The sequence below is a fragment of the Pseudomonas ceruminis genome, from assembly GCF_021602025.1.
Classification (GTDB): Bacteria; Pseudomonadota; Gammaproteobacteria; order Pseudomonadales; family Pseudomonadaceae; genus Aquipseudomonas; species Aquipseudomonas ceruminis.
The window spans coordinates 157,319-181,674 of record NZ_BQHW01000003.1; the positions used below are offsets into that span (position 1 = coordinate 157,319).

At 64.2% G+C, this 24,356-nt stretch carries 28 protein-coding genes and 1 pseudogene; 4 read left to right on the plus strand and 25 right to left on the minus strand.

Annotated features, from left to right (window positions below):
* Nucleotides 1-5: 5 nt before the first annotated feature.
* Both merP and merT read right to left on the minus strand, forming a co-directional pair.
* Nucleotides 6-293 carry a mercury resistance system periplasmic binding protein MerP gene (gene merP, locus L6D80_RS04925; RefSeq protein WP_003116826.1) on the minus strand — a complete coding sequence of 96 codons (288 nt, stop codon included), beginning with the start codon at nucleotides 291-293 and terminating at the stop codon, nucleotides 6-8.
* Between the two features lie 12 nt (nucleotides 294-305).
* On the minus strand, nucleotides 306-656 hold the full coding sequence (merT, locus tag L6D80_RS04930) for a mercuric ion transporter MerT (protein ID WP_003116827.1): 351 nt from the start codon (nucleotides 654-656) through the stop codon (nucleotides 306-308).
* A 71-nt stretch (nucleotides 657-727) separates the two neighbouring features.
* Between merT and merR the strand changes: the two genes are divergently transcribed.
* Nucleotides 728-1,135 carry an Hg(II)-responsive transcriptional regulator gene (gene merR, locus L6D80_RS04935; protein WP_003098939.1) on the plus strand — a complete coding sequence of 136 codons (408 nt, stop codon included), beginning with the start codon at nucleotides 728-730 and terminating at the stop codon, nucleotides 1,133-1,135.
* A 261-nt stretch (nucleotides 1,136-1,396) separates the two neighbouring features.
* Here the strand turns inward: merR and L6D80_RS04940 are convergent, their stop codons facing one another.
* The 10 genes and pseudogenes from L6D80_RS04940 to L6D80_RS30510 all read right to left on the minus strand — a co-directional run.
* Nucleotides 1,397-2,221 carry a hypothetical protein gene (locus tag L6D80_RS04940; protein ID WP_003098941.1) on the minus strand — a complete coding sequence of 275 codons (825 nt, stop codon included), beginning with the start codon at nucleotides 2,219-2,221 and terminating at the stop codon, nucleotides 1,397-1,399.
* A 288-nt stretch (nucleotides 2,222-2,509) separates the two neighbouring features.
* Nucleotides 2,510-2,788, minus strand: coding sequence for a hypothetical protein (locus L6D80_RS04945; RefSeq protein ID WP_003116828.1), 279 nt, complete (start codon nucleotides 2,786-2,788; stop codon nucleotides 2,510-2,512).
* Between the two features lie 97 nt (nucleotides 2,789-2,885).
* On the minus strand, nucleotides 2,886-3,623 hold the full coding sequence (locus L6D80_RS04950) for a DUF5983 family protein (RefSeq protein WP_003116829.1): 738 nt from the start codon (nucleotides 3,621-3,623) through the stop codon (nucleotides 2,886-2,888).
* An 83-nt stretch (nucleotides 3,624-3,706) separates the two neighbouring features.
* Nucleotides 3,707-4,393: a hypothetical protein gene (locus L6D80_RS04955; RefSeq protein WP_003116830.1), complete on the minus strand. Its 687-nt coding sequence runs from the start codon at nucleotides 4,391-4,393 to the stop codon at nucleotides 3,707-3,709.
* Between the two features lie 182 nt (nucleotides 4,394-4,575).
* The gene (locus tag L6D80_RS04960; protein ID WP_003116832.1) at nucleotides 4,576-4,968 is read right to left on the minus strand and encodes a hypothetical protein; all 393 of its coding nucleotides are present in this window, start codon (nucleotides 4,966-4,968) and stop codon (nucleotides 4,576-4,578) included.
* Nucleotides 4,969-4,989: 21 nt separating this feature from the next.
* Complete coding sequence (locus tag L6D80_RS04965) at nucleotides 4,990-5,202, minus strand: hypothetical protein (RefSeq protein WP_003116833.1); 213 nt, start codon at nucleotides 5,200-5,202, stop codon at nucleotides 4,990-4,992.
* Between the two features lie 337 nt (nucleotides 5,203-5,539).
* Nucleotides 5,540-5,845 (minus strand): hypothetical protein, encoded by a 306-nt coding sequence (locus L6D80_RS04970; protein WP_223656317.1) that lies wholly within the window; start codon nucleotides 5,843-5,845, stop codon nucleotides 5,540-5,542.
* Nucleotides 5,846-6,187: 342 nt separating this feature from the next.
* Nucleotides 6,188-6,688: a signal peptidase II gene (lspA, locus tag L6D80_RS04975; RefSeq protein ID WP_003098955.1), complete on the minus strand. Its 501-nt coding sequence runs from the start codon at nucleotides 6,686-6,688 to the stop codon at nucleotides 6,188-6,190.
* A 3-nt stretch (nucleotides 6,689-6,691) separates the two neighbouring features.
* Nucleotides 6,692-8,824, minus strand: coding sequence for a heavy metal translocating P-type ATPase (locus tag L6D80_RS04980; RefSeq protein ID WP_430736141.1), 2,133 nt, complete (start codon nucleotides 8,822-8,824; stop codon nucleotides 6,692-6,694).
* Nucleotides 8,825-9,172: 348 nt separating this feature from the next.
* A pseudogene (locus tag L6D80_RS30510) lies at nucleotides 9,173-9,697 on the minus strand (cation transporter); the annotation flags it as partial.
* Between L6D80_RS30510 and cadR the strand changes: the two are divergent.
* The gene (gene cadR, locus L6D80_RS04985) at nucleotides 9,696-10,094 is read left to right on the plus strand and encodes a Cd(II)/Pb(II)-responsive transcriptional regulator (protein ID WP_003098965.1); all 399 of its coding nucleotides are present in this window, start codon (nucleotides 9,696-9,698) and stop codon (nucleotides 10,092-10,094) included. The pseudogene L6D80_RS30510 and the gene cadR sit on opposite strands and share 2 nt — an antisense overlap.
* A 67-nt stretch (nucleotides 10,095-10,161) precedes the next feature.
* Here the strand turns inward: cadR and L6D80_RS30235 are convergent, their stop codons facing one another.
* Nucleotides 10,162-10,536 carry a DUF3703 domain-containing protein gene (locus tag L6D80_RS30235; RefSeq protein WP_011516992.1) on the minus strand — a complete coding sequence of 125 codons (375 nt, stop codon included), beginning with the start codon at nucleotides 10,534-10,536 and terminating at the stop codon, nucleotides 10,162-10,164.
* 12 nt (nucleotides 10,537-10,548) lie between these two features.
* Entirely contained in the window at nucleotides 10,549-10,758 is a 210-nt protein-coding gene (locus L6D80_RS04990) for a sterol desaturase family protein (protein ID WP_014747696.1), read from the minus strand.
* A gap of 411 nt (nucleotides 10,759-11,169) precedes the next feature.
* Between L6D80_RS04990 and L6D80_RS04995 the strand changes: the two genes are divergently transcribed.
* A complete protein-coding gene (locus L6D80_RS04995; protein WP_003098972.1) occupies nucleotides 11,170-11,805 on the plus strand; it encodes a cation efflux transmembrane domain-containing protein in 636 nt (211 codons plus the stop codon).
* Between the two features lie 723 nt (nucleotides 11,806-12,528).
* Here L6D80_RS04995 and L6D80_RS05005 read toward each other — a convergent pair.
* The 11 genes from L6D80_RS05005 to L6D80_RS05055 form a co-directional block, all read right to left on the minus strand.
* Nucleotides 12,529-14,559, minus strand: a complete 2,031-nt coding sequence (locus L6D80_RS05005) for a DNA topoisomerase III (protein WP_003116834.1) — start codon at nucleotides 14,557-14,559, stop codon at nucleotides 12,529-12,531.
* A gap of 283 nt (nucleotides 14,560-14,842) precedes the next feature.
* Complete coding sequence (locus L6D80_RS05010) at nucleotides 14,843-15,283, minus strand: single-stranded DNA-binding protein (RefSeq protein WP_003098976.1); 441 nt, start codon at nucleotides 15,281-15,283, stop codon at nucleotides 14,843-14,845.
* Between the two features lie 73 nt (nucleotides 15,284-15,356).
* Nucleotides 15,357-15,884, minus strand: coding sequence for a DUF3158 family protein (locus L6D80_RS05015; protein WP_003098978.1), 528 nt, complete (start codon nucleotides 15,882-15,884; stop codon nucleotides 15,357-15,359).
* Nucleotides 15,881-16,672: a PFL_4669 family integrating conjugative element protein gene (locus L6D80_RS05020; RefSeq protein WP_003116836.1), complete on the minus strand. Its 792-nt coding sequence runs from the start codon at nucleotides 16,670-16,672 to the stop codon at nucleotides 15,881-15,883. The genes L6D80_RS05015 and L6D80_RS05020 overlap by 4 nt, the downstream gene beginning before the upstream one ends.
* A 429-nt stretch (nucleotides 16,673-17,101) precedes the next feature.
* Entirely contained in the window at nucleotides 17,102-18,340 is a 1,239-nt protein-coding gene (locus L6D80_RS05025; RefSeq protein ID WP_003116837.1) for an STY4528 family pathogenicity island replication protein, read from the minus strand.
* A 3-nt stretch (nucleotides 18,341-18,343) separates the two neighbouring features.
* Nucleotides 18,344-18,904: a DUF2857 domain-containing protein gene (locus tag L6D80_RS05030; RefSeq protein ID WP_003090097.1), complete on the minus strand. Its 561-nt coding sequence runs from the start codon at nucleotides 18,902-18,904 to the stop codon at nucleotides 18,344-18,346.
* A 14-nt stretch (nucleotides 18,905-18,918) separates the two neighbouring features.
* Nucleotides 18,919-20,598 (minus strand): ParB family protein, encoded by a 1,680-nt coding sequence (locus tag L6D80_RS05035; protein ID WP_004350508.1) that lies wholly within the window; start codon nucleotides 20,596-20,598, stop codon nucleotides 18,919-18,921.
* A complete protein-coding gene (locus L6D80_RS05040) occupies nucleotides 20,591-20,860 on the minus strand; it encodes a hypothetical protein (RefSeq protein WP_003050422.1) in 270 nt (89 codons plus the stop codon). The genes L6D80_RS05035 and L6D80_RS05040 overlap by 8 nt, the downstream gene beginning before the upstream one ends.
* Nucleotides 20,844-21,719 carry a ParA family protein gene (locus L6D80_RS05045; protein ID WP_003098988.1) on the minus strand — a complete coding sequence of 292 codons (876 nt, stop codon included), beginning with the start codon at nucleotides 21,717-21,719 and terminating at the stop codon, nucleotides 20,844-20,846. The genes L6D80_RS05040 and L6D80_RS05045 overlap by 17 nt, the downstream gene beginning before the upstream one ends.
* 42 nt (nucleotides 21,720-21,761) lie before the next feature.
* Nucleotides 21,762-21,974 (minus strand): AlpA family transcriptional regulator, encoded by a 213-nt coding sequence (locus tag L6D80_RS05050; protein WP_003090093.1) that lies wholly within the window; start codon nucleotides 21,972-21,974, stop codon nucleotides 21,762-21,764.
* A 118-nt stretch (nucleotides 21,975-22,092) separates the two neighbouring features.
* Nucleotides 22,093-22,839 carry a hypothetical protein gene (locus L6D80_RS05055; RefSeq protein WP_003098991.1) on the minus strand — a complete coding sequence of 249 codons (747 nt, stop codon included), beginning with the start codon at nucleotides 22,837-22,839 and terminating at the stop codon, nucleotides 22,093-22,095.
* A 450-nt stretch (nucleotides 22,840-23,289) separates the two neighbouring features.
* Here L6D80_RS05055 and L6D80_RS05060 point away from each other — a divergent pair, with 450 nt between their 5' ends.
* On the plus strand, nucleotides 23,290-23,790 hold the full coding sequence (locus tag L6D80_RS05060; RefSeq protein WP_003098996.1) for a DUF305 domain-containing protein: 501 nt from the start codon (nucleotides 23,290-23,292) through the stop codon (nucleotides 23,788-23,790).
* The last annotated feature ends 566 nt before the right edge of the window (nucleotides 23,791-24,356 follow it).

A 24,356-nucleotide genomic window follows, 5' to 3' on the forward strand; every position in this document is an offset into this window, starting at 1 on the left:
CGCCCTCACTGCTTGACGCTGGACGGGTAACCCGCGTTTGCGGTGGCCTTGGTCAAGGCGTCGGCATTGGTCTTGGCCTCGTCGAAGGTGACGACGGCCTCCCGCTTCTCGAAGCTGACTTCGGCCTTCTCGACGCCGGCGACCTTGGACAGAGCCGTCTTGACCGTGATCGGGCACGCGGCGCAGGTCATGCCGGGCACCGACAGGGTGACGGTCTTGGTGGCAGCCCAGGCGGGCGCGCTTAGAGCGGCGGCCAGGGCGATGAGGGTGGTGAGGGTGGTGAGTTTCTTCATGGTGATCTCCTTTCAGTAGAACAGCGGCAGGACGTAGGGAAACGCGAGGGCAACCAGAACCAGGGCGGCCACGATCCAGAAGATCACCTTGTAGGCAGTCCGCACTTGGGGCACGGCGCAAACGTCGCCGGGCTTGCAGGCATGGGCTGGTCGGAAGATGCTGCGCCAGGCGAAGAACAGCGCGATGAGCGCTGCGCCGATGAAGATCGGCCGATACGGCTCCAGCACGGTCAGGTTGCCGATCCACGCGCCAGAGAAGCCGAGCGCGACCAGGACAAGGGGGCCGAGGCAGCAGGCCGAGGCGAGGACGGCCGCGACGCCGCCGGTCGCCAGTGCGCCGCAGCCGTTCTTGGGTTCCGACATAAGGTTCTCCTTCCGGGACTTCGCTTGATGCTGTAACGTTACTTCCGTAGTCAACTACGGAGTCAAGCGCCATGGAGAACGCTCAAGAGAATCTGACCATCGGGGCCTTCGCCAAGGCAGCCCGGGTCAACGTGGAGACGATCCGCTTCTATCAGCTCAAGGGCTTGCTACCCCAGCCGGAGCGGCCCTACGGTCGCATCCGCCGCTACGGGCAGGCGGACGTGGCGCGGGTGAAGTTCGTGAAGTCAGCCCAGCGCCTGGGATTCAGCCTGGATGAAGTCGGCCAGCTCCTGAAACTGGAGGACGGCACCCATTGCAGCGAGGCGGCCGAACTGGCTGCTCACCGGCTGGCCGATGTGCGCGCACGCATGGCGGACCTCACGCGGATGGAAGAGGCCCTGTCGACGCTAGTGAGAGAGTGCAACGCGCACCATGGCAATGTTTCCTGCCCGTTGATCGCAGCTTTGCATTGCTGCTAAAGGGCCCACTTCGGCTCTTAGCGTACGATTTTTTTCCGTTTTCTGAGACGACCCCTGATTGGCGATGGCTTCGGTCAGCACGGGGCGCAGGTCAGCGCCTTTGAATCGCAGTGACATGGATGAAATCTCCTGTGTGGAAGAATGAGAAAGGCCTCCATCCGATGGGATGAAGGGCCTGTAGTGCACGCGGCCGGAACGGCTGGAACGCCGTGGCGGATGCCTCGGGTCAGCCGCAGGACCGCCCGGTTTCGCTGCGGGGCGTCATGCCGGGACGGCCTGGCGCTTGCGGGCCGCTTTCGCGTCGAGGATGCTCACGTCGATCTGGCGCCAGCGCCCGTCGTCGATGAGCCTCTCCAGCACTTCGCCGAGCATGTCGAAATACACCTCGTCGTGCCGATCGACCAGTTCGACCGATTCACCGTTCTGACGGTGCAGTTCCACCACGTAGGTGTCTCCGCCGCGGTCGTAGAGGATCGTCACCCGGCCCTCGAACTTCGCGGTCGAGACCGTGAAGCTGATCGCCGGCGGGGTCTCGATGATCTTGGAGGGCGTGGGATCGACCCAGGTGAAGTCGCGGGCACCGGCATCCACCAGCATGTGGGTGATGCGCCGGAAGCGATCGGGGGCCGGCATCTCCTCCAACTGCTCGATGAGCTGGCCCAACTCCATGCACTGCGGCGTGGGAATGGGCAGCTTGGCCGGCGCCGAGCCGAGGATGTGCCTCGTGATGGTGTACGGCGTGCCGTCCGAAGTCTCCTCGGTGATGACCTCCGGCGTGTCCGCGCGCAGTCCGTCGAAGCGACGACGGGCATAGGGTTGGACATGCACCTTGGCGCCTTCGGCAGGAACCGTGGTCACCAGGCTGGGATCGAGCACCGCGAACTCGGAAGGCTTGAGCTTGACGACGATGGCATCGTCGGTCGCGGCGACCACCTTGCCGTCGAAGGGTTGGGGGTCGATGGCGAAGCCCAGCGTTGAGGACAGCGGCTGATCATCGAACACGCGGTACTTGAACGACCGCACGTTGCGGGGCACATGGCCTGCGACCAGCGAAGGCATCATGGATTTGATGAGGGAACGATCCATGGGGAAACTCCTTGAGGAAAAACAAGGGATTCCCCGCCCGCAAGGGAGAGGTCCCTTGTGGGTGGCGTGGATGGACGCGGTAGGTCCGTAGGAAGAAACGACCAGCACGGTTTCCCGCGCTTGCAGCCTCGAAGGTCTCGACTGCCTGGGCATGTGCCGGCAACGCCGACGAACATGGGGCAAGCATGGCCCTGGGGCGGTCTGCCTGCCCGCAGGAAACGGCACCGCACCACAACCGTTTTCCTGTGCTGCGGGCAAGAAAAAGCCCCTCGAAAGGGGCTGGAGGAATCAGGCTTGGTACACGAAGTAGTGCTCGCGCTGACGCGGAAAGAACACGTGTTTCCACGTGTCGCCGCTTGTGTTGCCACCGTCGAAGACGACCATTTCGTAGTCGTCCACGTCGGTGTCCACCAGGTCGGCGCTGGCGATATGGCGCATGTGCAGCGTGCCGCTCATGCGCTCGAATACCAGGATCTGGCCGATGGCATCTTCCTGGCTCATGGCGTTGACGCAGGCTCCGAGTTGGTGCTCGAAGTCGGATGCGGGTGTGATGAGGTCGGGGAACATGGGATCGCTCCTGTGAAAGTGCGCCGGCCCGGCTCTCTGGCGGGAGACCGGGCCGGCATGCGGTGAGGACAAGGAAGGCCGGGGATGTGTGTGGCAGCTATTCGCCGGCCAGCGATAGGCCCGGCAACACGGGTGCGTCGGCATCGAGGATGAGGATGCGCACGTCGGCCTGGCCGGCCAGTTCAAGGATCTGTGCCAGCTCGTCCGGCATGCCCTTGCTGCGGTGCTCCTGCCGAAGCTGCTCGGCGGCGATCCCCTCGACGTCCTGCAGGTGCTGGTCCGTCCAGGGCGTGGAGATCAGCTTGACGCCGATCGCCGGGCTGTAGGGAATCCGGAACGCGATGAACAAAAAGGCCTCCGGCGTCGCGAGGTCAGCCAGGTTGGCCAGGTACTGGCCGGTTTCGCGGCTGATGTGCGCGCTGCTGATTTCCCAGCACCGGCTGTAGTAGCCGGTCTCGAAGCTCAACCGCTGCACGACTTCCCGTGCGGCCTCGGCCGAATAGGTGTCGCCAATGTGGACGGGGCGGCCGTCGAAGTCGTCGCCGTGGATCGCGTACACCACGGCACCCACCATGCCTTCGCCGCTGCCCCCTTCAGCCGCGTCGCATTCGGCGATCAGTGCGGCGCCGACAGGTTCGGTGCCAGTCCTGACCACCGCGAAGTCGCTGGTGATGATGCAAGGAGAAGAAACCAGCGCCGCGTCGCAGAGGTGCTGCTGGCTCGGGTGGATGTTTCGCCAAACATGCGGGCTTCCGTCCTCGTAGCTGATGGACAGCGTGCGGACGATTTTCAGATTCCAGTAGCCGCGTAGAAAGGGATTGGGATTCTGGGACATGGGATTTCTCCAACAGAATAATGATGGAGCAAATCCCCGCCACCGGGAATTGACCCCGGTGGGTGGAAAGAAAGGAAACAGCGTCAGGTGACGCTGATCGTTGGCGTTTGGGCCAATCGCTCGGCGACGCGCCGGCGCAAATTCATGCGGAATGGCTCGTCGCTGACGCCCGCCAGCAGATTGATGGTCTCCAGCGCGATCAGGGCCGAAGCCTCTTCGATGTCGGCGGCCACAATGGTCTTGCGCAATTGGTCGCCGAGCTGGAGGGCCTGGGAGGAGGAGCTGATGAAGCGGACCTCGCGGCTCAGGTAGCAGCCGTTGCCGCCGAACTCGAACAGCCGCGGCTTGCTGCAGTACCAGCAGCCCTCGAACTGGATGGCGGTCAGGTGGTGCCCGTCATCGAACCGGGTGGCGATCAGAAACAATGCGTCGAGATCGGCGGTGTCCTCGAACGAATGACGGTCGATCAAGTTCCCCAGCTCTTCGTCCTCATCGGCACGGAAGTGCACGGCGAGCAGTTCGAGCAGCGGCGGGATCGACAGCCCTTCGTCGTCCGGCATCGGAATACCGAGTTGCGTGGCCAGGTCTTCCAGGCCATCGAGCACGTCCGGCCATTGCGGATTGGTGGTCTCGGCGATCTGGGCGATGTAGGCCTGCCCGTTGCCGGGGTGGCTCTCGTCCAGCGCGAAGGCGCCGAACAGCGCCTGGATGACGGGCGTCACACGGTCGAGCACGAGAACGCCGGTGGCTTCGTAGTAGTTGTTGGCCATGAAGGCTCCTTTCGATGAATGAACGGAGCCAGCCCTTGCGGACGATGGCATCCGCAGGGGAAACCGCCTGATGCCGGATGGCGCTGGGCGGGGAGAAAACGCGAGGGACATGGCCTCGAACGAGGCGCATGTCCCTCATGGGGTCCCGTGAACGCAGTGATGAAGGTGTGCCAGGGACCGGCTCACCAACCGCTGTAGTTCAGCAGCAGGTCGGCGATCACCTGGCGACGTTGCAGATCGAGACCATCGAAGTCCGACAGTCCTTGGAAGTGGCAGCGCTTGAGCATGGCACCGCCCTCGCGCGCGTTGTAGAAGCTGAACATGGCGGACAGGAACATGCGTTCCCCGCTGCTCAGGACGCCGAGTGCGTCGTTGGCACGCAGCATGTCGGGACGCAGATCCCACTTGCTCTTTGCCTGGTTCAGGCCTTCGCGCGTGCCGTCGCCAAACCATTGCGGGCCTGCGATCTCGACGCCGCGCTTCCAGACCTCGAAGAAGGCTTGGGGCGCGGCGGCGAAATGCTGCTCTTCCCGCATGATCTGATCGACGACTTCCTGGGGCAAAAGCTGGTTCATGACGTGGTTCCTCCAGTTGGATCAGGGTGTGGCGAGCTGGGACCAGCCGCCTCTTTCGAGGGCACGTTGAGCCGCGGCATAGCTGCGGAAGTACTGGCAGGATTCCCGCGAAACGGGACCTTCTGTATCGCGCGTGCCGATGTAGTGGCCGGCGGCGCTATGCAGGATTTCGAGCGGCAGGAACTTGCCGCAATGGATCAAGGCCAACTGGCCGAAAGAGGCTTGCTGGGACATGGACGGGCTCCTTGGAAAAAGCGGGGCCTCGTCCCTCACGGGATGGCAGCTCCCGCACGCGGTTGAGAAAAAAGCATCGGCGTCACGGGTGACGCGCGTCCGCAGACTCGATGCGATGGCGGACTGGCGGGTAGCGCGGAAAGAATCCGCGGCAGCCTGGAAACTCTGGCTGCTGGCATGGTGCTGACGAATCAGCGACACATGCGGGCAGCTTCATGCGCGAGGCGAGCCGCGTCAGCCGGAAATCGGCATTTGCAACAGCCCCGATTGGCGAACGCGGAAAAAAGAAAGCCCCGCAATAAGTGCGGGGCTGTCAGGAGGATGAGGCGAAACTGGGTCAGCGAGGCCTGTCGCCCAGTACATGCTGCTTCCACAGGGCGAATGCCTCGTCCGGTCCCAGCTCTGCGAGGATGACGATGGGCTGGCCCCGACGGGCACGCAGCGATGCGAAATACGCTGGCCGGTCGGCGATGGCGTTGAGCTTGATGCCCTTTAGGAACAGCAACTGGCGGGGGCGAACTTTGGTGGTAACGCAGGCATGATTGCGCTTGTTTGGGGCAAAAGGGCCAGCGAAGCGGGCGGACACGGCCAGAAAACCGCGACGAACTACTTGTACTTGCCAGGCGAGGCGAACGGGTGACATCAGCATATCGCTATGCGGTAAAGAAGACCGTCCTAAAGCTTGCAGGATCCCGGCATAGCTTCATCATCACCTCTCCGTGACGGCTCATTGGAACGAAAAAGGCCAGCATCGCCGTGATGGACTTTCATAATTGCCAGGTCAACTGGCTTGCGTGCTGTTTATTCACAGCAAGGCATTGCGACGTCGTTGCAGCAATCGCCGCCATCGCAACAGGGCGTTGCAGCAAAAGCGGCGGTGGGCGCTAGCATGAGGGCCAAGCCGCGGCCGCTCATGCTGGGGGCCGTTCTCTTCAGATTGGTGTCCTGCACCGTGTGCATTGCGAATTTCCGGATCGTCCCAATGTCACTGGGACTCCTTTGTGGCGGCCGGGTTCTCCACGCTCATGAACGACTGGGCCACCAGCGCGATCGCCCCGCCCACGATGGCCATGTCAGCGATGTTGAAGGCGGGCCAGTGCCAGCCGTGCAGGTGAAAGTCGATGTAGTCGATAACGTGCCCGCGCGTGGCGCGGTCGAACGCGTTGCCCAATGCGCCGCCCAGAATGAGGCTGTACGAAAGGCCTTCCGTTTTGCGCAGCGGCCGGGAGAGCAGCCATGCGAGCCATGCCGATATTGCGAACGCGATCGCCAGAAAAAACCACCGCTGCCAGCCGCCCGCGCCAGCAAGGAAGCTGAACGCCGCGCCGGGATTGAGAGCGTGAACTAGGTTGAAGAATGACGCCACCTCGTGCGACCAACCCAAGGGAGTTGTCGCGTCAATGTAGCTCTTAGCTGCCTGATCGCCGGCGAATATAACGATCGCGAGAGAGTACCACTGCGTCTTGCGAAGAGATGGTTCATCCATTGTTCATGCCGCCTTGAACTTCAGGAGGCGCAGCCCATTGACGACAACCAAAAGACTTGCCCCCATGTCAGCGAACACAGCCATCCACATGGTGGCATGCCCTGTGAACGTCAACGCAAGGAACACCGCCTTGATGCCAAGGGCCAGAACGATGTTCTGCGTGAGGATCGCCGCAGTGCTACGCGACAGCCGGATGAAGGCGGGGATCTTGCGCAGGTCGTCGTCCATCAGGGCGACGTCGGCTGTTTCGATCGCGGTGTCGGTGCCGGCCGCGCCCATGGCGAAGCCGATGTCGGCACGGGCGAGCGCGGGCGAATCGTTGATGCCGTCGCCCACCATGCCCACCTGGCCCTCGCCGCCGACCAGGCTTTCGATGGTCTTGAGCTTGTCTTCGGGCAGTTGGTCACCACGGGCTTCAGAGATTCCGACCTGGGCAGCGATGGCCGCGGCCGTGTGCTGGTTGTCCCCCGTCAGCATCAGCGTGCGCACACCCAGCGCCTGCAGGTCGGCCACCGCCTCACGGCTGGTTTCCTTCACGGTGTCGGCCACTGCAAAAATGCCGAGCACGGTCGCATCGTCCATCAGCAGGATCGCTGTCTTGCCTTGGCGCTCCAGGGTCTCCAGCCGAGCCTGGAGCGTCGCTTCGCTCAGGCCCAGCTCCTGGGCGAGCCTGTGGTTGCCCATGTGCAACATGCGCCCGGCGACGCGGCCGCGCACGCCGCGGCCAGGCAGCGCCGCGAAGTCGTCGACCTCGTGCAGCGCGATGCCGTCACGGTTCGCCTTGCGGGCGATGGCCTGAGACACAGGATGGTCCGAGCGTGCCGCGAGGCTTGCGGCCCAGGCGGCAACTTCCTGCGCCTCGCCGATCAGCGGCACGAAGTCGGTCTGCTCGGGCTTGCCATGTGTGAGTGTGCCGGTCTTGTCCAGGGCCAACGCCTTGAGCTTGCGCCCGCCCTCCAGGTAGACGCCACCCTTGATCAGGATGCCGCGTCGGGCGGCAGCGGCCAAGCCGCTGACGATGGTGACCGGCGTGGAGATGACCAGAGCGCAGGGGCAGGCGATCACCAGCAGTACCAGGGCCTTGTAGACCCAGTCAAACCATGCGCCGCCGAAGGCGAGCGGCGGCACGACGGCAACCAGCACGGACACCGCGAACACCGCCGGCGTGTAGACGCGGGCGAACTGGTCGACGAAGCGCTGCGTGGGCGCACGGCTGCCCTGCGCGGACTCCACGGCATGGATGATGCGCGCGAGCGTCGAGTCGCTGGCGCCTGCGGTCACCTTGTATTCGAAAGAGCCGGTCTCATTGATGGTTCCGGCGAAGACCTGGTCACCTTCGGCCTTCTCGACGGGCAGGCTCTCGCCGGTGATGGGCGCCTGGTTGATGGCCGATCGACCCGAGGTGATCAGGCCGTCCAGTGCGATGCGCTCGCCAGGACGCACGCGGACCACCGCGCCCTTTGCGACCTCCTTGGCCGGCAGCTCTGTCCATGAGCCATCGGCCTGCCGCACGGTCGCGGTCTCGGGCGCCAAGTCCATCAGCCCCCGAATGGCGTTGCGGGCGCGGTCCAGCGACTTCGCCTCGATCACTTCCGCCAACGCGAACAGGAACATGACCATGGCGGCCTCCGGCCAGTGGCCGATCGCCATGCCGCCGGTGACCGCGATGGCCATCAGGGCGTTCATGTTCAGGTTGAGGTTCTTCAGCGCGATCCAGCCCTTCTTGTAGGTGCTGAGGCCGCCGGTGAAGATCGAAACCAGTGCCAGCACGATCACGGCCCAATGATTGCCGTCGTTGACCCAGTACACGCCTTCGGCGGCCACCGCCGCAACGCCCGAAACCGCCATCGGCCACCAATTGGTCTTGTGCGCGGCCACCGGGGCATCGCGCGGCTCATCAGTCCTCTGGACCTCGGCTTCCATGCCCAGCGATTCGATGGCTTCGACTGCCGGCTTGATCGCGTCGGGTGTGTGCCGAACCGTGAGCGTGCGCTGCATCAGGTTGAAATCCATTCCCTGCACGCCCGGCATGCCTTGCAGCTTGCCGCGGATCAGACTTTCCTCGGTCGGACAGTCCATCTTCGCGATGCGAAGTACCGTGGTGGCTGTCTGCATGTCCTGCCGCGCAGCCTGCATTCCAATGGAAGCAAGCGCCTTCTCGATCGGCGCTGAGGTCGCCAGCGTGTGCTGGACTCCCAGCACACGCTGCATCAGATTGAAGTCGAGCGCGGTCACACCCGGCAGCTTGCCCAGCCGGTCGCGGATCAGCGCTTCTTCCGTCGGGCAATCCATGTTCTCGATCCGGTACGTCACCCGCTCGCCGATCGGCGGCGCGGAAACGGCAGCGGTTGGTTGCTGCTGCAGGGCCGAGGATGGGATCACAGCCGCGGCTTCGATCGGCCCCGTGTGGCCGAAGGTCTGCTCCTTGGCGCGCATGCCGATCGAGGCCAGGACCTGCTCCATCTGCGCGCGTGCCTGAGCGAGGTGTTTCACCGACAGGGTGCGCTCAGCGAGGTCGAAGTCGAGGTCCTGAATTCCCTCGACTGCCCCGAGGTGCGAGCGGATGAGTTTCTCCTCGCTCGGGCAGTCCATGTTCTCGATGCGGTAGGTGGTCGACACGGCGGCGTCTCGGACAGCCTGAGCCTTCATGCCCACCGAATTCAGCGCTTGCTCCAAGGCATCGGCCGAGACTTCGCGGTGCGAAATGGTCAACAAACGCTGCGGAAGATCGAACAGGAGCCGCTCGACACCGGGCATGCCCTCCAGCGTTCGCCGCACCAGTGCTTCCTCATTGCGGCAATCCATGTTGCTCACGTGGAAAACGGTGGTTTCAGTGCTGGCCTGCTCACTGGCGCACGCCGTCTGTTGGCCATTGCCGCCGGAGCAGGCGCATGGGCTGGAAGGTTCTTTGTTCATAGATCGCTCTTCATTGACAAGGTTTTCCCCGGATGCCATCATTAGAAAACCTCTAGTAGATATAGAGTCAAGTTTTTTATAGGAAGCAACCATGATGCGGATCGGTGAACTGGGCAAGAAGGCAGATTGCTTGGTGCAGACCGTGCGCTTTTACGAGTCAGAAGGCTTGCTGCCCGAGCCTGCACGTAGCGAGGGCAACTTCAGGCTCTATGACGAAGTCCATTTGCAGCGCTTGCTGTTCATCCGCCGCTGCCGGGCGAAGGACATGACGCTGGATGAGATCCGTCAACTGCTGAACTTACGGGATCGGCCAGAGTTGGGCTGCGGCGAGGTGAACGCGCTGGTCGACGCTCATATCGCGCAAGTGCGGACCAAGATGAAGGAATTGCGCGCCTTGGAGCGCGAGTTAATGGATCTGCGACGCTCCTGCGATAGCGCCCGAACCTCGCGCGAGTGCGGCATTCTCAACAGCTTGGCCGAGCCCGCCTGAAGCTCGAGCGTGTCATCGGTGCTGGAAGTGATCGGGTCCAGTTCTGAGAGCCACGTGCCGCGCTCCATCATGCGAAAGCGCGCGATTCTGACGTTTTGAGACGGCGTGCGACCGAGGGCGTGGCCCACAGGAGCCAGCGCGAGCCGGACGACCTGCGCGCCGCAATCTCCGCCACCTTACGGGTTCTCCAGGCCAGACCGAGCATCGCGGCGTGGCTGCGCAGGTGCAGGTGCAGGCCAAGGTAGCAGTGCGCCACGACGCGGCCCGACTCATGGGCACGCCACGCAACTCGCGATCGCTTCGCAAGAAGCCGCAAGGCCCGACTCGCGCAAGAATGCGACGTGGGCAAGATCGTATAGCCAGCAGCGCAAGCGTTTGCCGCTGCTGGCCGGCTCCGGAAGGGATAGACAAGCTGCGGGCCGTAGTCCATTGGAAAGTCCATCTTTCTTGAGTGTCACTCTTTGGCGCCCAGCGTGTGCTTTTGCGACCGGAAAGCGCTGAACAAGTGGCCCCCGGGCATCCAGAAATCGCCGTAGTTGACTTGGGCGTCTTCGTGCTCACGCTTGTGATGCCAGCGATGGGCTTCAGCCACCCCGATCAACAATCCCAACGGCCCGACCCGGTATCCCAGATTGGAGTGCTGGAAGGCCAGATGCACGACCAAGAAGCCGAGCCATGCGCCGACGGCCAACCACAGCTTGGAACGCCGCTACTGGCTCAACGGGGAGTGGAAAGGCCGCCCGCCCTCTAGCAAGGCGGCACAAGCGAGCGCGACGATCACTGTGAGTAGCTCCGTCGGAAAAGACGGCCGGCCGGTCGCGAGCTCGCCGAAGAGCACAACCGCAGTGGCGCCACGGATCAGTGGATAGCAGCCATACCGGATGACAGTCGCAATGAAGGGGGCGCATTGGTGCTCATCTGTTCTGTCCTAAAGCTCTGACTGGATTGGAAAACCTTCTAGCTACGGTAGAGTCAAGGGCGTCCGGGAAGACCCTGTGGCAAGTTCGTTGCATCTGCGCCTTGACTCTCCAGCCGCTACAGGCTTCAGCATCCATCGATTTGGAAGGAACAATGCATGGCTGAAAACCACAGAAATCACGAAAACGACGAGTTGGGCCGCCTAGATGCGAGCGATGCGAAGGACCGAAAGATTCTTCTGACTGTGTTGCTGATCAACCTGACGCAGTCCGCCGCCGGCATTGCCCTTGGCATCTGGGCTGGCTCTACGGCGCTGATGGGCGCCGGGTTGGACAACCTCGCCGATGCGTCGGTCTATGCGGTTAGCCTGTATGCCGTCGGTCGTGCGGCAACGGTCAAGGTGGGCGCGGCCCGCTTGTCGGGTTTCTTGCTAATCGGCCTGGCCGCGCTGCTGCTGTTGGAAGTCCTACGCCGCTTCGCTGGAGGGGAAGAGCCTGTCGGCCCAGCCATGATGGCCATGGCCGCGCTGAACGCGGCTTTGAACCTAGTGTGCCTCAGACTACTGCGCCGCCATCGCGGGGAAGATGTGAACTTCAAGGCGTCAGCGATCTTTACCAGCAACGACTCCATCGTCAATGGTGCGATTGTGCTGTCCGGGGTGCTGGTGATGGGGTTCGGGTCGAACATCCCGGATCTGGTGCTGGGCGTCATCGTGGCCGCAATCGCAGCGAATGGGGGGCGGGAAATCCTGCGCGAAGCATCGGAAACAGCTCGCCGTAAGGCGGGCACATAAGGCATGTTTTCGCCCAGTTCATCCCGAGGTTTACCTCTGCAAAAGAGGTAGTCCAGCCTTTGGGCTACGGCCTCGGCTGCAGCCGAGCGTACCATTGGCGATGGCCGCGCGATAGGCGGGCATGCCGTTCTCGACCTCCGTCTGCCGTACAGCAGCGGTGCGCAAGGTTGAGGGTGCATGTCGTCTCTCCTGTTCGTGTGGCCCAGGCCAATGGCCGGGCCGGGACGTTGATGGGCAGGAGAATGGCGCCGAAGGCCCAACGGCCTTCGGCTCGGGAGAAAAGAGGAACCACCCGTGGGCTGATTGGCAGGCCCGGTCGTCGCTAGAACCGTCTGCTCATCAAGCAATCACACCCGGCCCATGTCGTGGCTGGGGCCGGCATCGTCTGGCGCACATCCGCGCACAAAGGGAGCCCGTTTTTGCACCGGCGGGCACCGGCACCGATTACCGCTGACCACGAAGGGTCTCCCGGTGGCTCGTGCAGCCTGGCAAGCCACCGGGAGACCCTTCGCAGAGGGCGGAAGAAACGCAGATCAACAGAACGCGCGTGGTGCGGCTCGCAGAGAAGCTACCTTCAGGTCCCGCGGCCGGGGACGGCTGGGCGGGACGCGCACACGGATCAAGAAGGCGTTGCGCGCTGGGCGTCCCGCAGGGCATGCGGCGGAGTGCGGGACAGGGGCCACGCCGCCGAAGGCGGGCACGGCTCACGGGGAACGGGGGCGGTCAGGAGCCTTTGCGGCCGCTACGGCGCGGGCGCGAGGCGCCGCGCTTGGAGCTGCCGGATTCGACTGGCAGCGTGCCTTTGCAGTCCGGGTAGCGGCTGCACGACCAGAACGGGCCGCTCTTGCCGCTGCGCTGGCGCGTGGGTGCGCCGCACTGCGGGCATGCCGGCCCTTGGGGAACCTTGATGGACAGGGAGGCGCTGCCGTACTGCGCAATCAACTGCGAAATCCACGCGGCCTGCTTGCCGATGAACACGTCCAGGGTGAGCTGTCCGGCCTCGATCATGTCGAGCGCCTGTTCCCAGACGGCGGTGGTGCCAGGGTCGGCAATCGCCGCAGGCACGGCATCGATCAAAGTGAAAGCCGCATCCGAGGCGCGGATGGCGCGCCCCTTCTTCACGAGGTAGCCGCGAGCGATCAGGCCGCCGATGATGTTGGCCCGCGTCGCTTCGGTGCCGATGCCAACCGTATCCTTGAGCTTCTGCTTCAGGCGGGGATCGGACACCAGCTTGGCGACGCCTTTCATGGACTTGACCAACTCGCCTTGCGTGTACGGTTTGGGCGGCAGCGTCTTGAGTGCCTTGAGATCGACGTCGGCCACCTGGCATGCCAGGCCCTCATACAGTTTCGGCAGCGCGGGCAGCACCTGGGCGCGGACCGCAGTATCGCCCTCGCCATCACCGTCTTCGGCCTGCGGCTCGGCGAGCACCTGGCGCCAACCCGGGATGACAACCTGCTTGCCCGTGGCCGCCAGGTTCTGCCCCCCGCACGAAAACTTGGCCACAGTGCGGTCGAACTCGTGGTGAGGGAGGAACTGCGCCAGGTAATGCGACCGGATGAGCCTGTACACGGCCAGTTCCTTCTCGCTCATGGCGGAGAGCTTCGCCGGTTCGAGCGTCGGGATGATGCCGTGGTGCGCCGTGACCTTGCCATCGTTCCAGGCGCGCGAGCGCTGCGAGCGGTCGAGCTGGCCCATGATCGAGCGCAGCGAGGGATCGGTCTTGAGCAGGCTGTCGAGAACGGTGGGCACTTCGGCAAACATGCTCTCGGGCAGGTAGCCGGAGTCCGAGCGGGGGTACGTCGTGGCCTTGTGCGTCTCGTACAGGGCTTGGGCAATCTCCAAGGTTTCCTGCACGTCCAGCCCAAGCTGCTTGGAACACACTTCCTGCAAGGTGCCCAGGTCGAACGGCAGCGGCGGGCCTTCGCGGACACGCTCAGTCTCCACCGACACGACGTGGGCACTGCCCGCAGCGCGGATCTGCTGCATGGTCTGCTGTGCGACCGGCTGCCGCAGGCAGCGGCCTGCGTCGTCGGTGCACGCATCGGGTGGAACCCATTGCGCGGCGAAAGTCGAACCGCCTGCGAACAGGGACACGGCGATGGCCCAGTATGGTACGGACACGAAGCGCGCGATCTCGCGGTCGCGGTCCACAACGAGCTTGAGCGTCGGGGTCTGTACGCGGCCGACCGACAGCACGCCGTCGTAACCCGCCTGTCGCCCCAGCACCGTGAACAGCCGGCTCAGGTTCATGCCCACGAGCCAATCCGCACGGGAGCGCGCCAGCGCCGAGTGGTACATCGAAAGCGTCTCGGCCGAAGGCCGCAGCTTGCCCAGTGCCGCCCGAATGGACGCATCGTTGAGCGCCGACAGCCACAGGCGTTCGATGGGGCCGCGGTAGCCGCAAAGCTCCACGATCTCGCGGGCGATCAATTCGCCCTCGCGGTCGGCATCGGTGGCGATAACCAGGTGAGTCGCCTTCGCCAAGAGCGCCTTGACGACCTTGAATTGCGTGGCGGTCTTCGGTTTGACCTCGACCCGCCAGTGCTGGGGAATGATGGGCAACTGCTCAACGGACCATCGTTTGAGCTGCTCGTCGTAGGCCTCGGGCGGCGCCGCCTCCACGAGATGGCCGATGCACCAGGTGACCGTGACGCCGGAACCGTTGAGGCAGCCTTCACCGCGCTGCGTGGCGCCGAGAATCCGGCCAATGTCTTTGCCCTGGGAGGGCTTCTCGCACAAGAACAGCCGCATATCCGTCCATCCCGATTCCTGTTGTTCATGGAGTTGCTGGGATCGAGGATGCCGAGCGCAGCCCCTGGCAGCAGCAAACAAGCCGCATGCGGCAGCGACCGCTTTCACGCCGATGAAATGGCGAGTGCGGGGAAGGTGCGTGGCCGGAAGTGTGCGGGCCGAGAGCCGCGATTTCCGGGAGCGCGCGTGGAACTCGGTGGACGTTGGTGGAGCTATCCCCTGGGGATAATTCGCAGCGCATGGAGGGCGGCGAAGCACTGCGGCAGCCGCCCTCCATGCCCGATCACTTCCTGCGCTTGGTCTCTTTCGGCGCCGTCGATTCCTGGGTGGCCTGGGGCTTCGGCTCTGCCTCCTGTGGCTTCGGGCTGAGGGCCACAGACTCGATGCGGTACGGCAGGATGCCGACACTGCGCGCGTTGACCTGCCAAGTCTCACGCGGCTGATCTTCGTTGTCCGTCCAGGGGTCGCGCTCCATGCGGCCGACGACCAGCACCCGCATGCCCTTCTGGTAGAGCTGCTGCCAGCGGTCGGCGTCGTGGTGCCAGAGTTCCACCGGCGCCCAGAAGCCGCCGCGGTCCTCGAACTCGCCGCCCTTGGTGGGGACGGGGTTGTCGAAGTACACGTTCAGCCGGAGCAACCGGCGAGGATCGTCGTTGCCATTGGGGAATTCGCGGTACTCGGGAGGCGATCCGATGTTGCCCTCGCCGATGAATTGTGTGCTCATGTTGGAATCTCCGTGGTGGTTGAAATACCCGTGCCTCGTTGGGCTCGGGCGCGTGCTCGGATGGCAGGCGCAATCACCGATCGCGCACTGCGGCAGGAACGGACGCGAGCCGGCGCAGGTAGGTGTTGTCCGCCTGCGCGGCCTTGCTGGCGCATTCCTGTGCTTGCCTGCCCAGGGTGTGCAGCAGGCTGATCTGCATGTTCAGCATGACGCGCTGCAGTTCGATCTCGTGCAGGTCGTGCAGCAGGTTGACCGGCGTGCTGGGGCTCGCCATCAGCTCCTGCCACAACGCCACGCCCATGGCCGATCGATCGTGCTTGCGCCAGCGAAGAAAGGTCGTGCCTGCGCCAGTGGTCTGCTGGGCCAGCTCGACGGGAAGCAGGTGGAAGGGATGCCCGCACGCCTGTGGCAGCACCTGTCGCTGCGCCAGGGCAATCAACTCGTCGCGCATGGCGAAGCACTGGCTGGCCCAGGCCTCGAAGTCCCCTTTACCTTTAAAAGGCTTTAAAAGGCCTTTTAGAGAGGCCGCGTGTTCCAGCCGCATGAAGGCTGGCTGTTCCAGACGACGGAAGTAGCGCGGTTCGCGGTTCGGGTCGCTCATGCCGGTTCGTCCTCGCCGGCGGCTGTGGACTTGGCCTCGGCCGAATCGGCGGCAGCGCCTTCGTCGGTGGGAGATGCGGCTGCGGCAGCGCTATCACCACGCTGTTGCAGACCACGGCGCACGACGGGCGGCGCAAACTTCGAGCGGCGCATGCCTTCGAGCACGTCCTGCGGCAGTTCGCCGAACTTCTCCAATGCTGCCCGAGCTGCGGCGTTCTTGGCCGCGAAGTCGTCGCGGGTGCAGCCCGAGTAGCGGTATTGCTGGGCCAGGCTGAACAGGCTGCGCAGCGCGTGGGCACCTTCGTTGAGCCAGCGCTCCAACGTCGAGCGATCGATCAGCGCGGTGTGGTGGGCGAGGATCAGCTTGCGGGCGATGTCGTCGTAGTCGGCCAGCAGATAGACGGCGGCAAAGCCGAGCTGCGCGTTCACGAACAAGGGGAGCTTCACCGGCTGCACGTTGAGGTTCTCACCCAGGCTCAACGCCGCAGGCACGCCGGCCAGTGCCTGGTCAACCTGCTCGCGCAGCGATTGCAACGTGGTCCTGGTCTGGTCGAGCTTTTCCTCGATGCGCAACATCCACCAGTCGCTGTACGGGTCGTCCTGCTCCGAGCCGCGCTTCATCTTGTTCATCACGGCGATGTAGCCGTTCAGGCCGACGATGCCGGGTCGCCCCTCGGCGGCGGCGCGGCCATGCCAGATGCGCGAGGCGTGGTGGGTGTGCAGCGTCAGCGACATCGCGCTGCGCAGGGAGCCGAGGTTGAGTTGCAATGGTTCGTTGCTGGTTGCCATGGTGATCGCTCGCTGGTGGACAGGGAGCCGCCAGCATCCGCATGCAGCGGAAGGCAGTCAGTCAACAAACCGAAATGAGCCGACCCCCGGTTCTGTGCGCGCTGGCGGCGCAGCGCGCAACGGTCCCCTGGGGACCGCTCCGCAGATGGGCACTCACATCGGCGTTCCCGTCCTCGGTTGTTGACGGTATGCGTGCTGCACCGCACGTCGCGCTGCCGTTCGACACGATCCTTCGCCGCGCAGCCGTCCCCAGGGGACCGTTCCGTTGAGCGCCATGGAGGTCTGCTTCATGGTCTTGCATGCGCTCTACTCAGGTTTTGCGCAGCATGTCGCGCCGTCGCCCGGCGCTTCACCGCACAGCCGTCCCCAGGGGACCGTTTCTGCCGACCGCCATGGAGATCTACTTCACGGCTTTGACAAGCCCTGTGCTCAGGATTTGCGCAGCAGATCGCGCAGGCGCTCGATGTGCTGCCGGGCCACCTCGGGCGGCACGACGTTGCGCGGCGGCTCGGTTGGTGGCGCTCGCGCCGCCGATGGTGTTGGCGGTGCCGGGCCGGTCTGCTTGGCCCAGGCATTGAACTCGCCGCGCATGGCGCGCTGGATGATGCCGAACAGATAACCGGCGGGGTTGCGGATGCCATGCTTGCCGCACCGTGCGGCCCATTCGTCCAGCACGGCCTGCCGCAGGGCAGCGTCCACCTGCTGCAACGCCATCTTGGCTCCGGCCTGCTGTTCCGCCTTCAGTTCCGCGAAGCGCTTGGGCCATTGCAGGTCGCCCAGCGCACGCGCCTGCGCGGTAGTACGTACTTCATCAATACGACTACTACGTACTGTACGGTCCTGCTTCGAATTCCGAAGAGCGCCGTCTGGCGCGGGTTTCGGCCCTGCTTCGGATTCCGAAGATGGGCGATCGCCATTCCGAAGAAGGCTCGCGGGCCCTTCTTCGGAATCGTGGACCGCATCCTCCTGTGGATAACTTTCGGAGGCGGTGATGCCCTGGTCGGCCAGGCGCTCGGCGAGCACTTGCAGCCGCGACGGCAAGGTGCGTCCGGACAGCATCGGGTCGTCCGCGATCTCCTGGAGGGTGTTGAGTCCCACCACCTGGACGGCCTTGGCCGAATGCCCCAGCGACTGGCTGACCAGGGCCAGGTAGTCGGCGTCGAGTTGCATCGCCTCGAACGGCGTCAGCGGTTCGTCGTGCAGGACGTAGAGGTTGCCGAGGATGCGACCGGTCTTGGGGTCGCGCCGTCGTCGCACGAGGCTCAGCCAGCGCGTCAGGCGCAGCAGCGTCAGCGCCCGCGCCACGGTCTCATGGGAGGCCTGGCCTGCGCAGGGCATCGACGCCAGCCAGGGGCGCAACTGCTCATAGGTGGGAAATGCCGTGACGCCATCGTCGTTGAGCATCAATCGGAACACCTGCCAGGCGTTGCGCTCCAGCGGTGTCAGGCGGCGGTCGAGGAACAGCCGCCGCGGCACGCTCTCGTGCCGATTGCCACTGAACAGGAAGGCGTCGCCGGACGTAGGAGGCGTGGGCGTTGGAGCAGGCAGGGACGCGGGAGCGCCAGAGCTGGACTTGGGCGCGAGGTCCTTCAGCGCAGCGTCGAACAGGTCGGCGAGTGCGATGGGGCCAGGGCGCTGGGCTCGTGGGGCGGTGTCGTCCACGGCCATGGCCTAGCCCAATCCCTGATCGACCCAGTTCCTGATCGCGGCCCAGACCACCGAGAGCGGCAGCGACATGCCCTCGGCCAGGTCCATGGCCGCATCGAGAATCGAGGTCTCGTCCTCCAGATCGACGTTCCTGCTGCTGGTCACGGCTTTCCATTGCCGCCACAGTTCGGTGTCCTGGGTCTCGTCCAGGACGGGGTGGCGCCCCTTGCGCTTGGGCAGGCCGAGGATCTCCCGCCGCAGGGCGACTTCCTGATGGGTCAGGCCATAGAAGCGGCTGACCATCTCCGTGCTGGCCCCCAGCCGCAGCATGCGATCGACCGTGGCGATTTCCTTCTCCACGTCCTGTGCCTGGTTGAGCAGGCGCTGCAGCACTTCGCGGTTGACCGTGACCGAGCACCACGAGACGCTGGCGTTGGCCAGCACGCTGATCAGCGCGGGGTGCTTGAGCGCATCCAGCTCGGCCTCGCCGAAGCCCATGGCCTTGCAGCGGCGCAGTTGGCCGTTGCGAAGGTCATACAGCGCCTGGGCAATCACGGCCTGGTTGAGCGGATGCGATGTGGACATGCGGCCTCCCTCGCTCACGTCCCGGGCGCCGTGGTGCCGGCTTCCAGGTCCAGCAGACGCCGGGCGAGGCGCAGCAGCCGAAAGAGCTTGACCAACGCCGTGTCGCTCAAGCGCCTTGCGCCGCTGCCATGGCCTTGGCTCTGGCCGTGCAACAGGGTCGGCAGGTCGGCGGCGAGCTGCGCGCCGTCCAGGCCCGCTTCGGCGACGGGCTGACCCGTCAGGGAAGTGAGCAGCGTCAGCACCGCGCGGCCGAGCGGCGACGGGGCTTGGCCGCGGGCGCGGCACGCAAACCCGATGCCATCGGCGCGATCCTCGATGCACTCGTCCAGGCCTGCCTCCCCGGCGATCTCGCGCGCGAACTGCGCGATGTGGATGCGCAGCCGATCGGGCGTGTCCAGGCCGGCGTCGATGTACCAGACGTCGGAGATCGGATAGAGTCCGCCGGCTTGCACCGGGATGGACTGCAGCACGCTCGCCGAGAAGTCGGGCGGCAGCGCATCGCCCAACTGGTCGGCGACCATGCGCTGGATCGATTGGAGCCGTTCTGTCGTCGGTGCTGGCGAGACGATGTGCTCGCGAAGCAGATCGCCCGGTGCGGCCGGCTGGCTTCCCGTGGCCGCTTCGCCAACCGCCGTGTCGTCGTGGCGCAAGGTGGGCTCGGACGCCGGAGGGCTGGCGGGTGGAGGACCGGCCGCCGCTGCAGGCGTGGCGATGGACGATGCTGCGCCCGGCGGAGTCGGCGTGCCGGCGGTGGGCGAAGGCAACGCCGGCTGCGCCGCAGGTGGCGTCGGGTCACTGACCAGCGCCCGGTGGCGGCTTTCCGATTCGGTCAGGTCCAGCGCCAGCACGTCGTAGCCGATGCCCAGCAGCTCGGACATCTGGCCGATCAGCTCGTCTTGCACGCGCTGCGGCGCGAACTCGTCGCCCTGCGTGTCGAACTGCGCCAGCACCTCCTGAAAGAAACTGTCGAAGTCCAGCGGCAGCGAACGGTCCTTGGCGTAGTGCTCCCAGGTGCGTTTGCAGGCCGTGCGCATGACCGACAGCCGCTCGACCTGGTGGCGCCCCAGGCCGCCATAGAGCACAGTGGGAATGGCGGGCAGCAGGTAGCGCACCGCGTCGGCCATGCGGGTGATGTGCGACCGCTGGACGGGGAAGCCATCGGCCGCCAGGCGGCGGGCCAGTTCCGACTGGCTCAGGGCGGCGCCGCTCTCCTGCTCGTAGAACTCCCGTGCTTTCTCGACGCCGAGCGCGCGCTCGATGAACGTGAGGCCGCCGCGCAGTTCGTTCTCGGCAAGATGCCCGGTCAGCGCGACGATTTCACCGCGCTCCGGCCATGGTCGGAACAGGCACGATATGCGGAAGAAGCGTTCTTCCTTGGTCTCCGACCAGAGTTCGCGCAGGATCGCCAGTCGCGTGTTGCCGCCGTTGCGGATGATGTAGTGGTCCTCGCCGGGCCTGCGCGTGATGGCCGGCGCCGCGTCCAGGCCGCGCTCGCGGATGGATGCCTTGATTTCCTCGTAAGCCGGGTTGCGCTTCATGCGCGGGTCATGGTCGTAGGGCCGCAACTGGTCCAGCGTCACGACCATGGGCGTGTCCGCGATCGGGTCGCTCAAGGCCGTAGCCGCTGGGCCGCTGCGCTCGAAGCCGGCCGCGAGCAGCTTGCCTGCCATGTCCTGCGAGGTCATGTCAGCCATGGCCGCACCCCTCGCAGTCCCCACGACCGCCGGCCGGCGCCATGCGGGCCTCTCGCTCGGCGCGGCGGATCTGCGCACGGGCGTTCAATTCGGCCCGGTGGTCACTCGCTGTCGAACTCGTGTAGATCGCCGCGCAGCCGGCCTTGGTGAACTTGAGGTGCCCGCCCGGCGTGCGCTTGACGTGCCAGCCCTCACCGACCGCGAACTCGATCAGGGCGCGCAGCCGCTTGTGGCCGCGGGCCAGCTCATGTGCGTTCGCCATGGGGCCTCCCAGGATCAAGAGGTCGCTGCGGGCGGCCGGATACTTGAGCCAGTCGGTCCTGCCATTGCGGGAACAACTCGCTGGCGAGCGCGCGCATCGTGTCGAGCGCGGCAGGGGCGACTCTGCCGGGCGGCTGGCGGTGCTCGACCCGATGCACCGGCAGGCCGCGCGTTGCGGCACGTGGATACGCTTCTATGGCCGGCACGTCGGTGGCGAGCACGCGGATGCCGGCGCTGTCCTGGAACAGGTCGCGCAAGGCCTGCTGGATCAGCCGTGCGTTGGCGGACACCGGGTGGACGCGGTTGATGAGCAAGTGCAGCGGCGGCGGTTCGATGCCCAGGTGCCGGTACGGCGCAATGTCTTCGAGCAACTGCATGGTGCCGCGCCGCAGCTCGCGTGCCGCGAGGATCTCCGGCGTGACGGGCGACAGCGCGAGATCGGAGGCGAGCACCGCCATCTCCAGCAGCACGGAACGCGCGCCCTGGGTGTCGATCAGCACCAGGTCGTAGAGGGGAGCAAGTGCTGGCAGCAGATGCCGCAACCGCAGGCGGCCATCCGGCGCATGCAGCAACAACGTGTTCAGCTCGCCCCGGTGGTCGTCGGACAGCACCAGGTCCAGGCCCGCGATGATCGTGCGGGACACGAGCTGGCCAAGGTCGCGCTCGTTGAAGGCCAACAGCTCATAGATGCCGCCCGGCGCGCGCTGGGTCAGTTCGTAGTAGGAGGACAAGGTGGGCTGCACGTCGAGATCGAGCAGCAGCACGCGCAGGCCCGCGTCCGCGGCGAGCCCGCCCAGGTTGGCGGCCGTCGTGGTCTTGCCGACGCCGCCCTTCGTTGAAATGATGGACACGACCTGCATGGCGCTCTCCGGCTGGGAATGGGAAGTCCGCGGGAGAGCGGGTCAGGTCCGGTGGTTGAGGCGCTCGGCGATCCACTGGTCGATTTCGATCGAATCCCAGCCGACAGCGCGCACGCCCAGGCGCAGCGCCTGAGGGAACTGGCGCTTCTTCATCAGGTTGTAGATGTGGGCGCGTTTGAAGCCGGACTTCGCTTCGACTTCATCGAGCCGCAGGATGCGGCGCTCGTTCGGCGGGAGTACAGGGGTCTGCGACATGGCGGTCACTCCTGAACGCTCGGTGGCGTTTGTTGGCGTGACCTCTATTCAATAGACCTGGCTGCGGAAAGACATTGCAAATGCAATCTCCGCGATTGCACATACAAGCTGGATAACCTCATGCGCTTGCGCTACGAACGTACCTCTTAGCGTTGGCGAACTTTCCGTTTAAGGTGCGCTCAGTGATGCCCATGGTGCCGCCGTAGTGGGCGACCAATGCAGAGACAAGGGCCTCCTGCGTTTTGAAGCTGGAATAGGGCACGCCTGAAGGCGACTGGCTCAGCATCAGCGTCAACATCCCTCCAATGATGTTGAGATAGGTCGTTTCCGCCCGTTCGCTGATCTCGCATTGCTTGGATGCCAACAGCACCGAGGATTGCTTGAGTAGCGTGTCGTGCTGCTCCTGCAGTTCTCGCATCTCACGTCGGGCTTGTTCAAGCGCGGCCTGAAGGGCCAGCCGCTCCACGAGGATCGCCTGTCCTGTTTCCATGGTGATGAAAGGATGCGCCATGCGTTCGCCACGGCTGAACAGAAATCCTGGCCGGTGCTCGGGATAGTGGGTGCGCATCCAGCGTTTTAGATCGACATGGCGAACAGTCAGATCCAGAGAATTGAGCAGGTTCGGATCATTGAGCGTGATCCCGTTCTTGCCGTAGGGCAGCTCTCCGTTGAGGATGCCGTCATAGATACGTTCCGAGTGCAGCCGGCACTCATTCCATCGAGGGCAGTTCAGCGACCGAGGCAGGACACGCGGTGACGCGATCGTGGCCAGGATCATCGGGAGATACCGCAGCAACCCAGCCCATCGGATGGCCGCCTCGATGGGACGATAGAACACCTTTGATGTTGAAATGTCCTTGTGCATGTCTTCGTCTCCTTTCGGGTGCGCTACATCACCGGCTCCTTTCTTGCCCAAGGGCTGTTGTGTCGTTATGGCCTGCGACGGACGCTTGAGGCGATGCCCTAAGCGAAGGCGGAGGAGGCCATTGGCGTCCGCCGCAGGTGGCCTTGTCTTGCTTGATATGCAAGAATCGATCAGTTGCCGGCCCATCGAGCGATGAGGACGCAAGCTCGATATTGGCGCTCACGGTACCAGCGTCATAGGTGGCGCAAAGCCCATCAAGACCGATTTGGTATGGTCTGATATCCAGACGGTTCAAGACCAGCGAGTTGAAGCGTTCGACGCCCCTACGTCCAGTTGGGGACTGGAAATCAGCGGTTAGTGATGCATCGCTCCACATGCTGATATATCGACAAAGTATCTGCCGCAGTACCAGTGACCCTGCCAGGTTGCCCCAGCACATAGGAGACGGAGATGGCTGAACATTCCCATGAACATCAACATCACACATCCGGTCAGATGGGTAAGCACGGCCGACCATACGCCAAGTTCTGGGTGAACATGGTGTTGGGCCTCGTCGTCATGTACTTCGTAATGTTCAGCATGATCGACGGCGCCAGGGACTTCAGAAACAATCTCAACATGCTCTACATGGCGGTCACTATGTGGGCGCCAATGGGCATCTTCATGCTAGCGACAATGCCCGGCATGTTTCCAAACCGGCGGCTCAATCTCGTGCTGTACGGCTTGTTTGCCGTTCTCACACTCGGTTCTTTTGCCGCTACCCGTGCTCAAACCGGAATCGGCGATCGACAGTTCATCGCGTCTATGGTCCCGCACCATTCGGGAGCGATCCTCATGTGCCGCGAGGCGCAGCTCTCAGATCCGGAACTCGTCAACCTATGCCAAGCGATTTCCGATGGCCAGCGCGCGGAGATCGAGCAGATGAACCGGATTGCTGCACGCCTTCGTTGAGGCTGGCTGCCACTACACTGGCGCCGCGTTGCGCTCCGGCGAAGTTAGCCGCAGCGATGTAAAGATGAGTACTTGCGGTGGTCCGATGCCGGCGGTTGTGTCCTACAGCCGTCCAGGTGCCAGGTAGTCCACGCGACACCACCCCGCGCTGCCTGCGGAGCGAGCGCAAGTCATGATCGTCGCAAGTTGGAGTTCGATAGCGAACCCGCTCAGCAGCTGGACGCATCAGGCGTAACGACGGGTGGATGGATCATCCTTGGACGCTGGTGGAAGTGGTTGGATGAACTTTGTTGCCGAGGGCGAAAAACAAGGCTATAATTGAGTTCTTCGCTGATCACCACAGTGGAGAAAGTGATTGGGAAACAGAGACTTAGCGCTCTAGTGCATGACTCGTTTCCCGCTCCAAATATCGATTTACAGAGTTCCATTGAAGCCTGTAAGTCCTTGAAAATAGACGCTTCGGCGTCTTTTTTCGTTCCAGGCAAATCCACTCCTATCCATGGGCATCCAGACTTTCCTAGTCTAGAAATTAGTCCATGAAATCCGCATTTTCCCCGTGGCGGTTC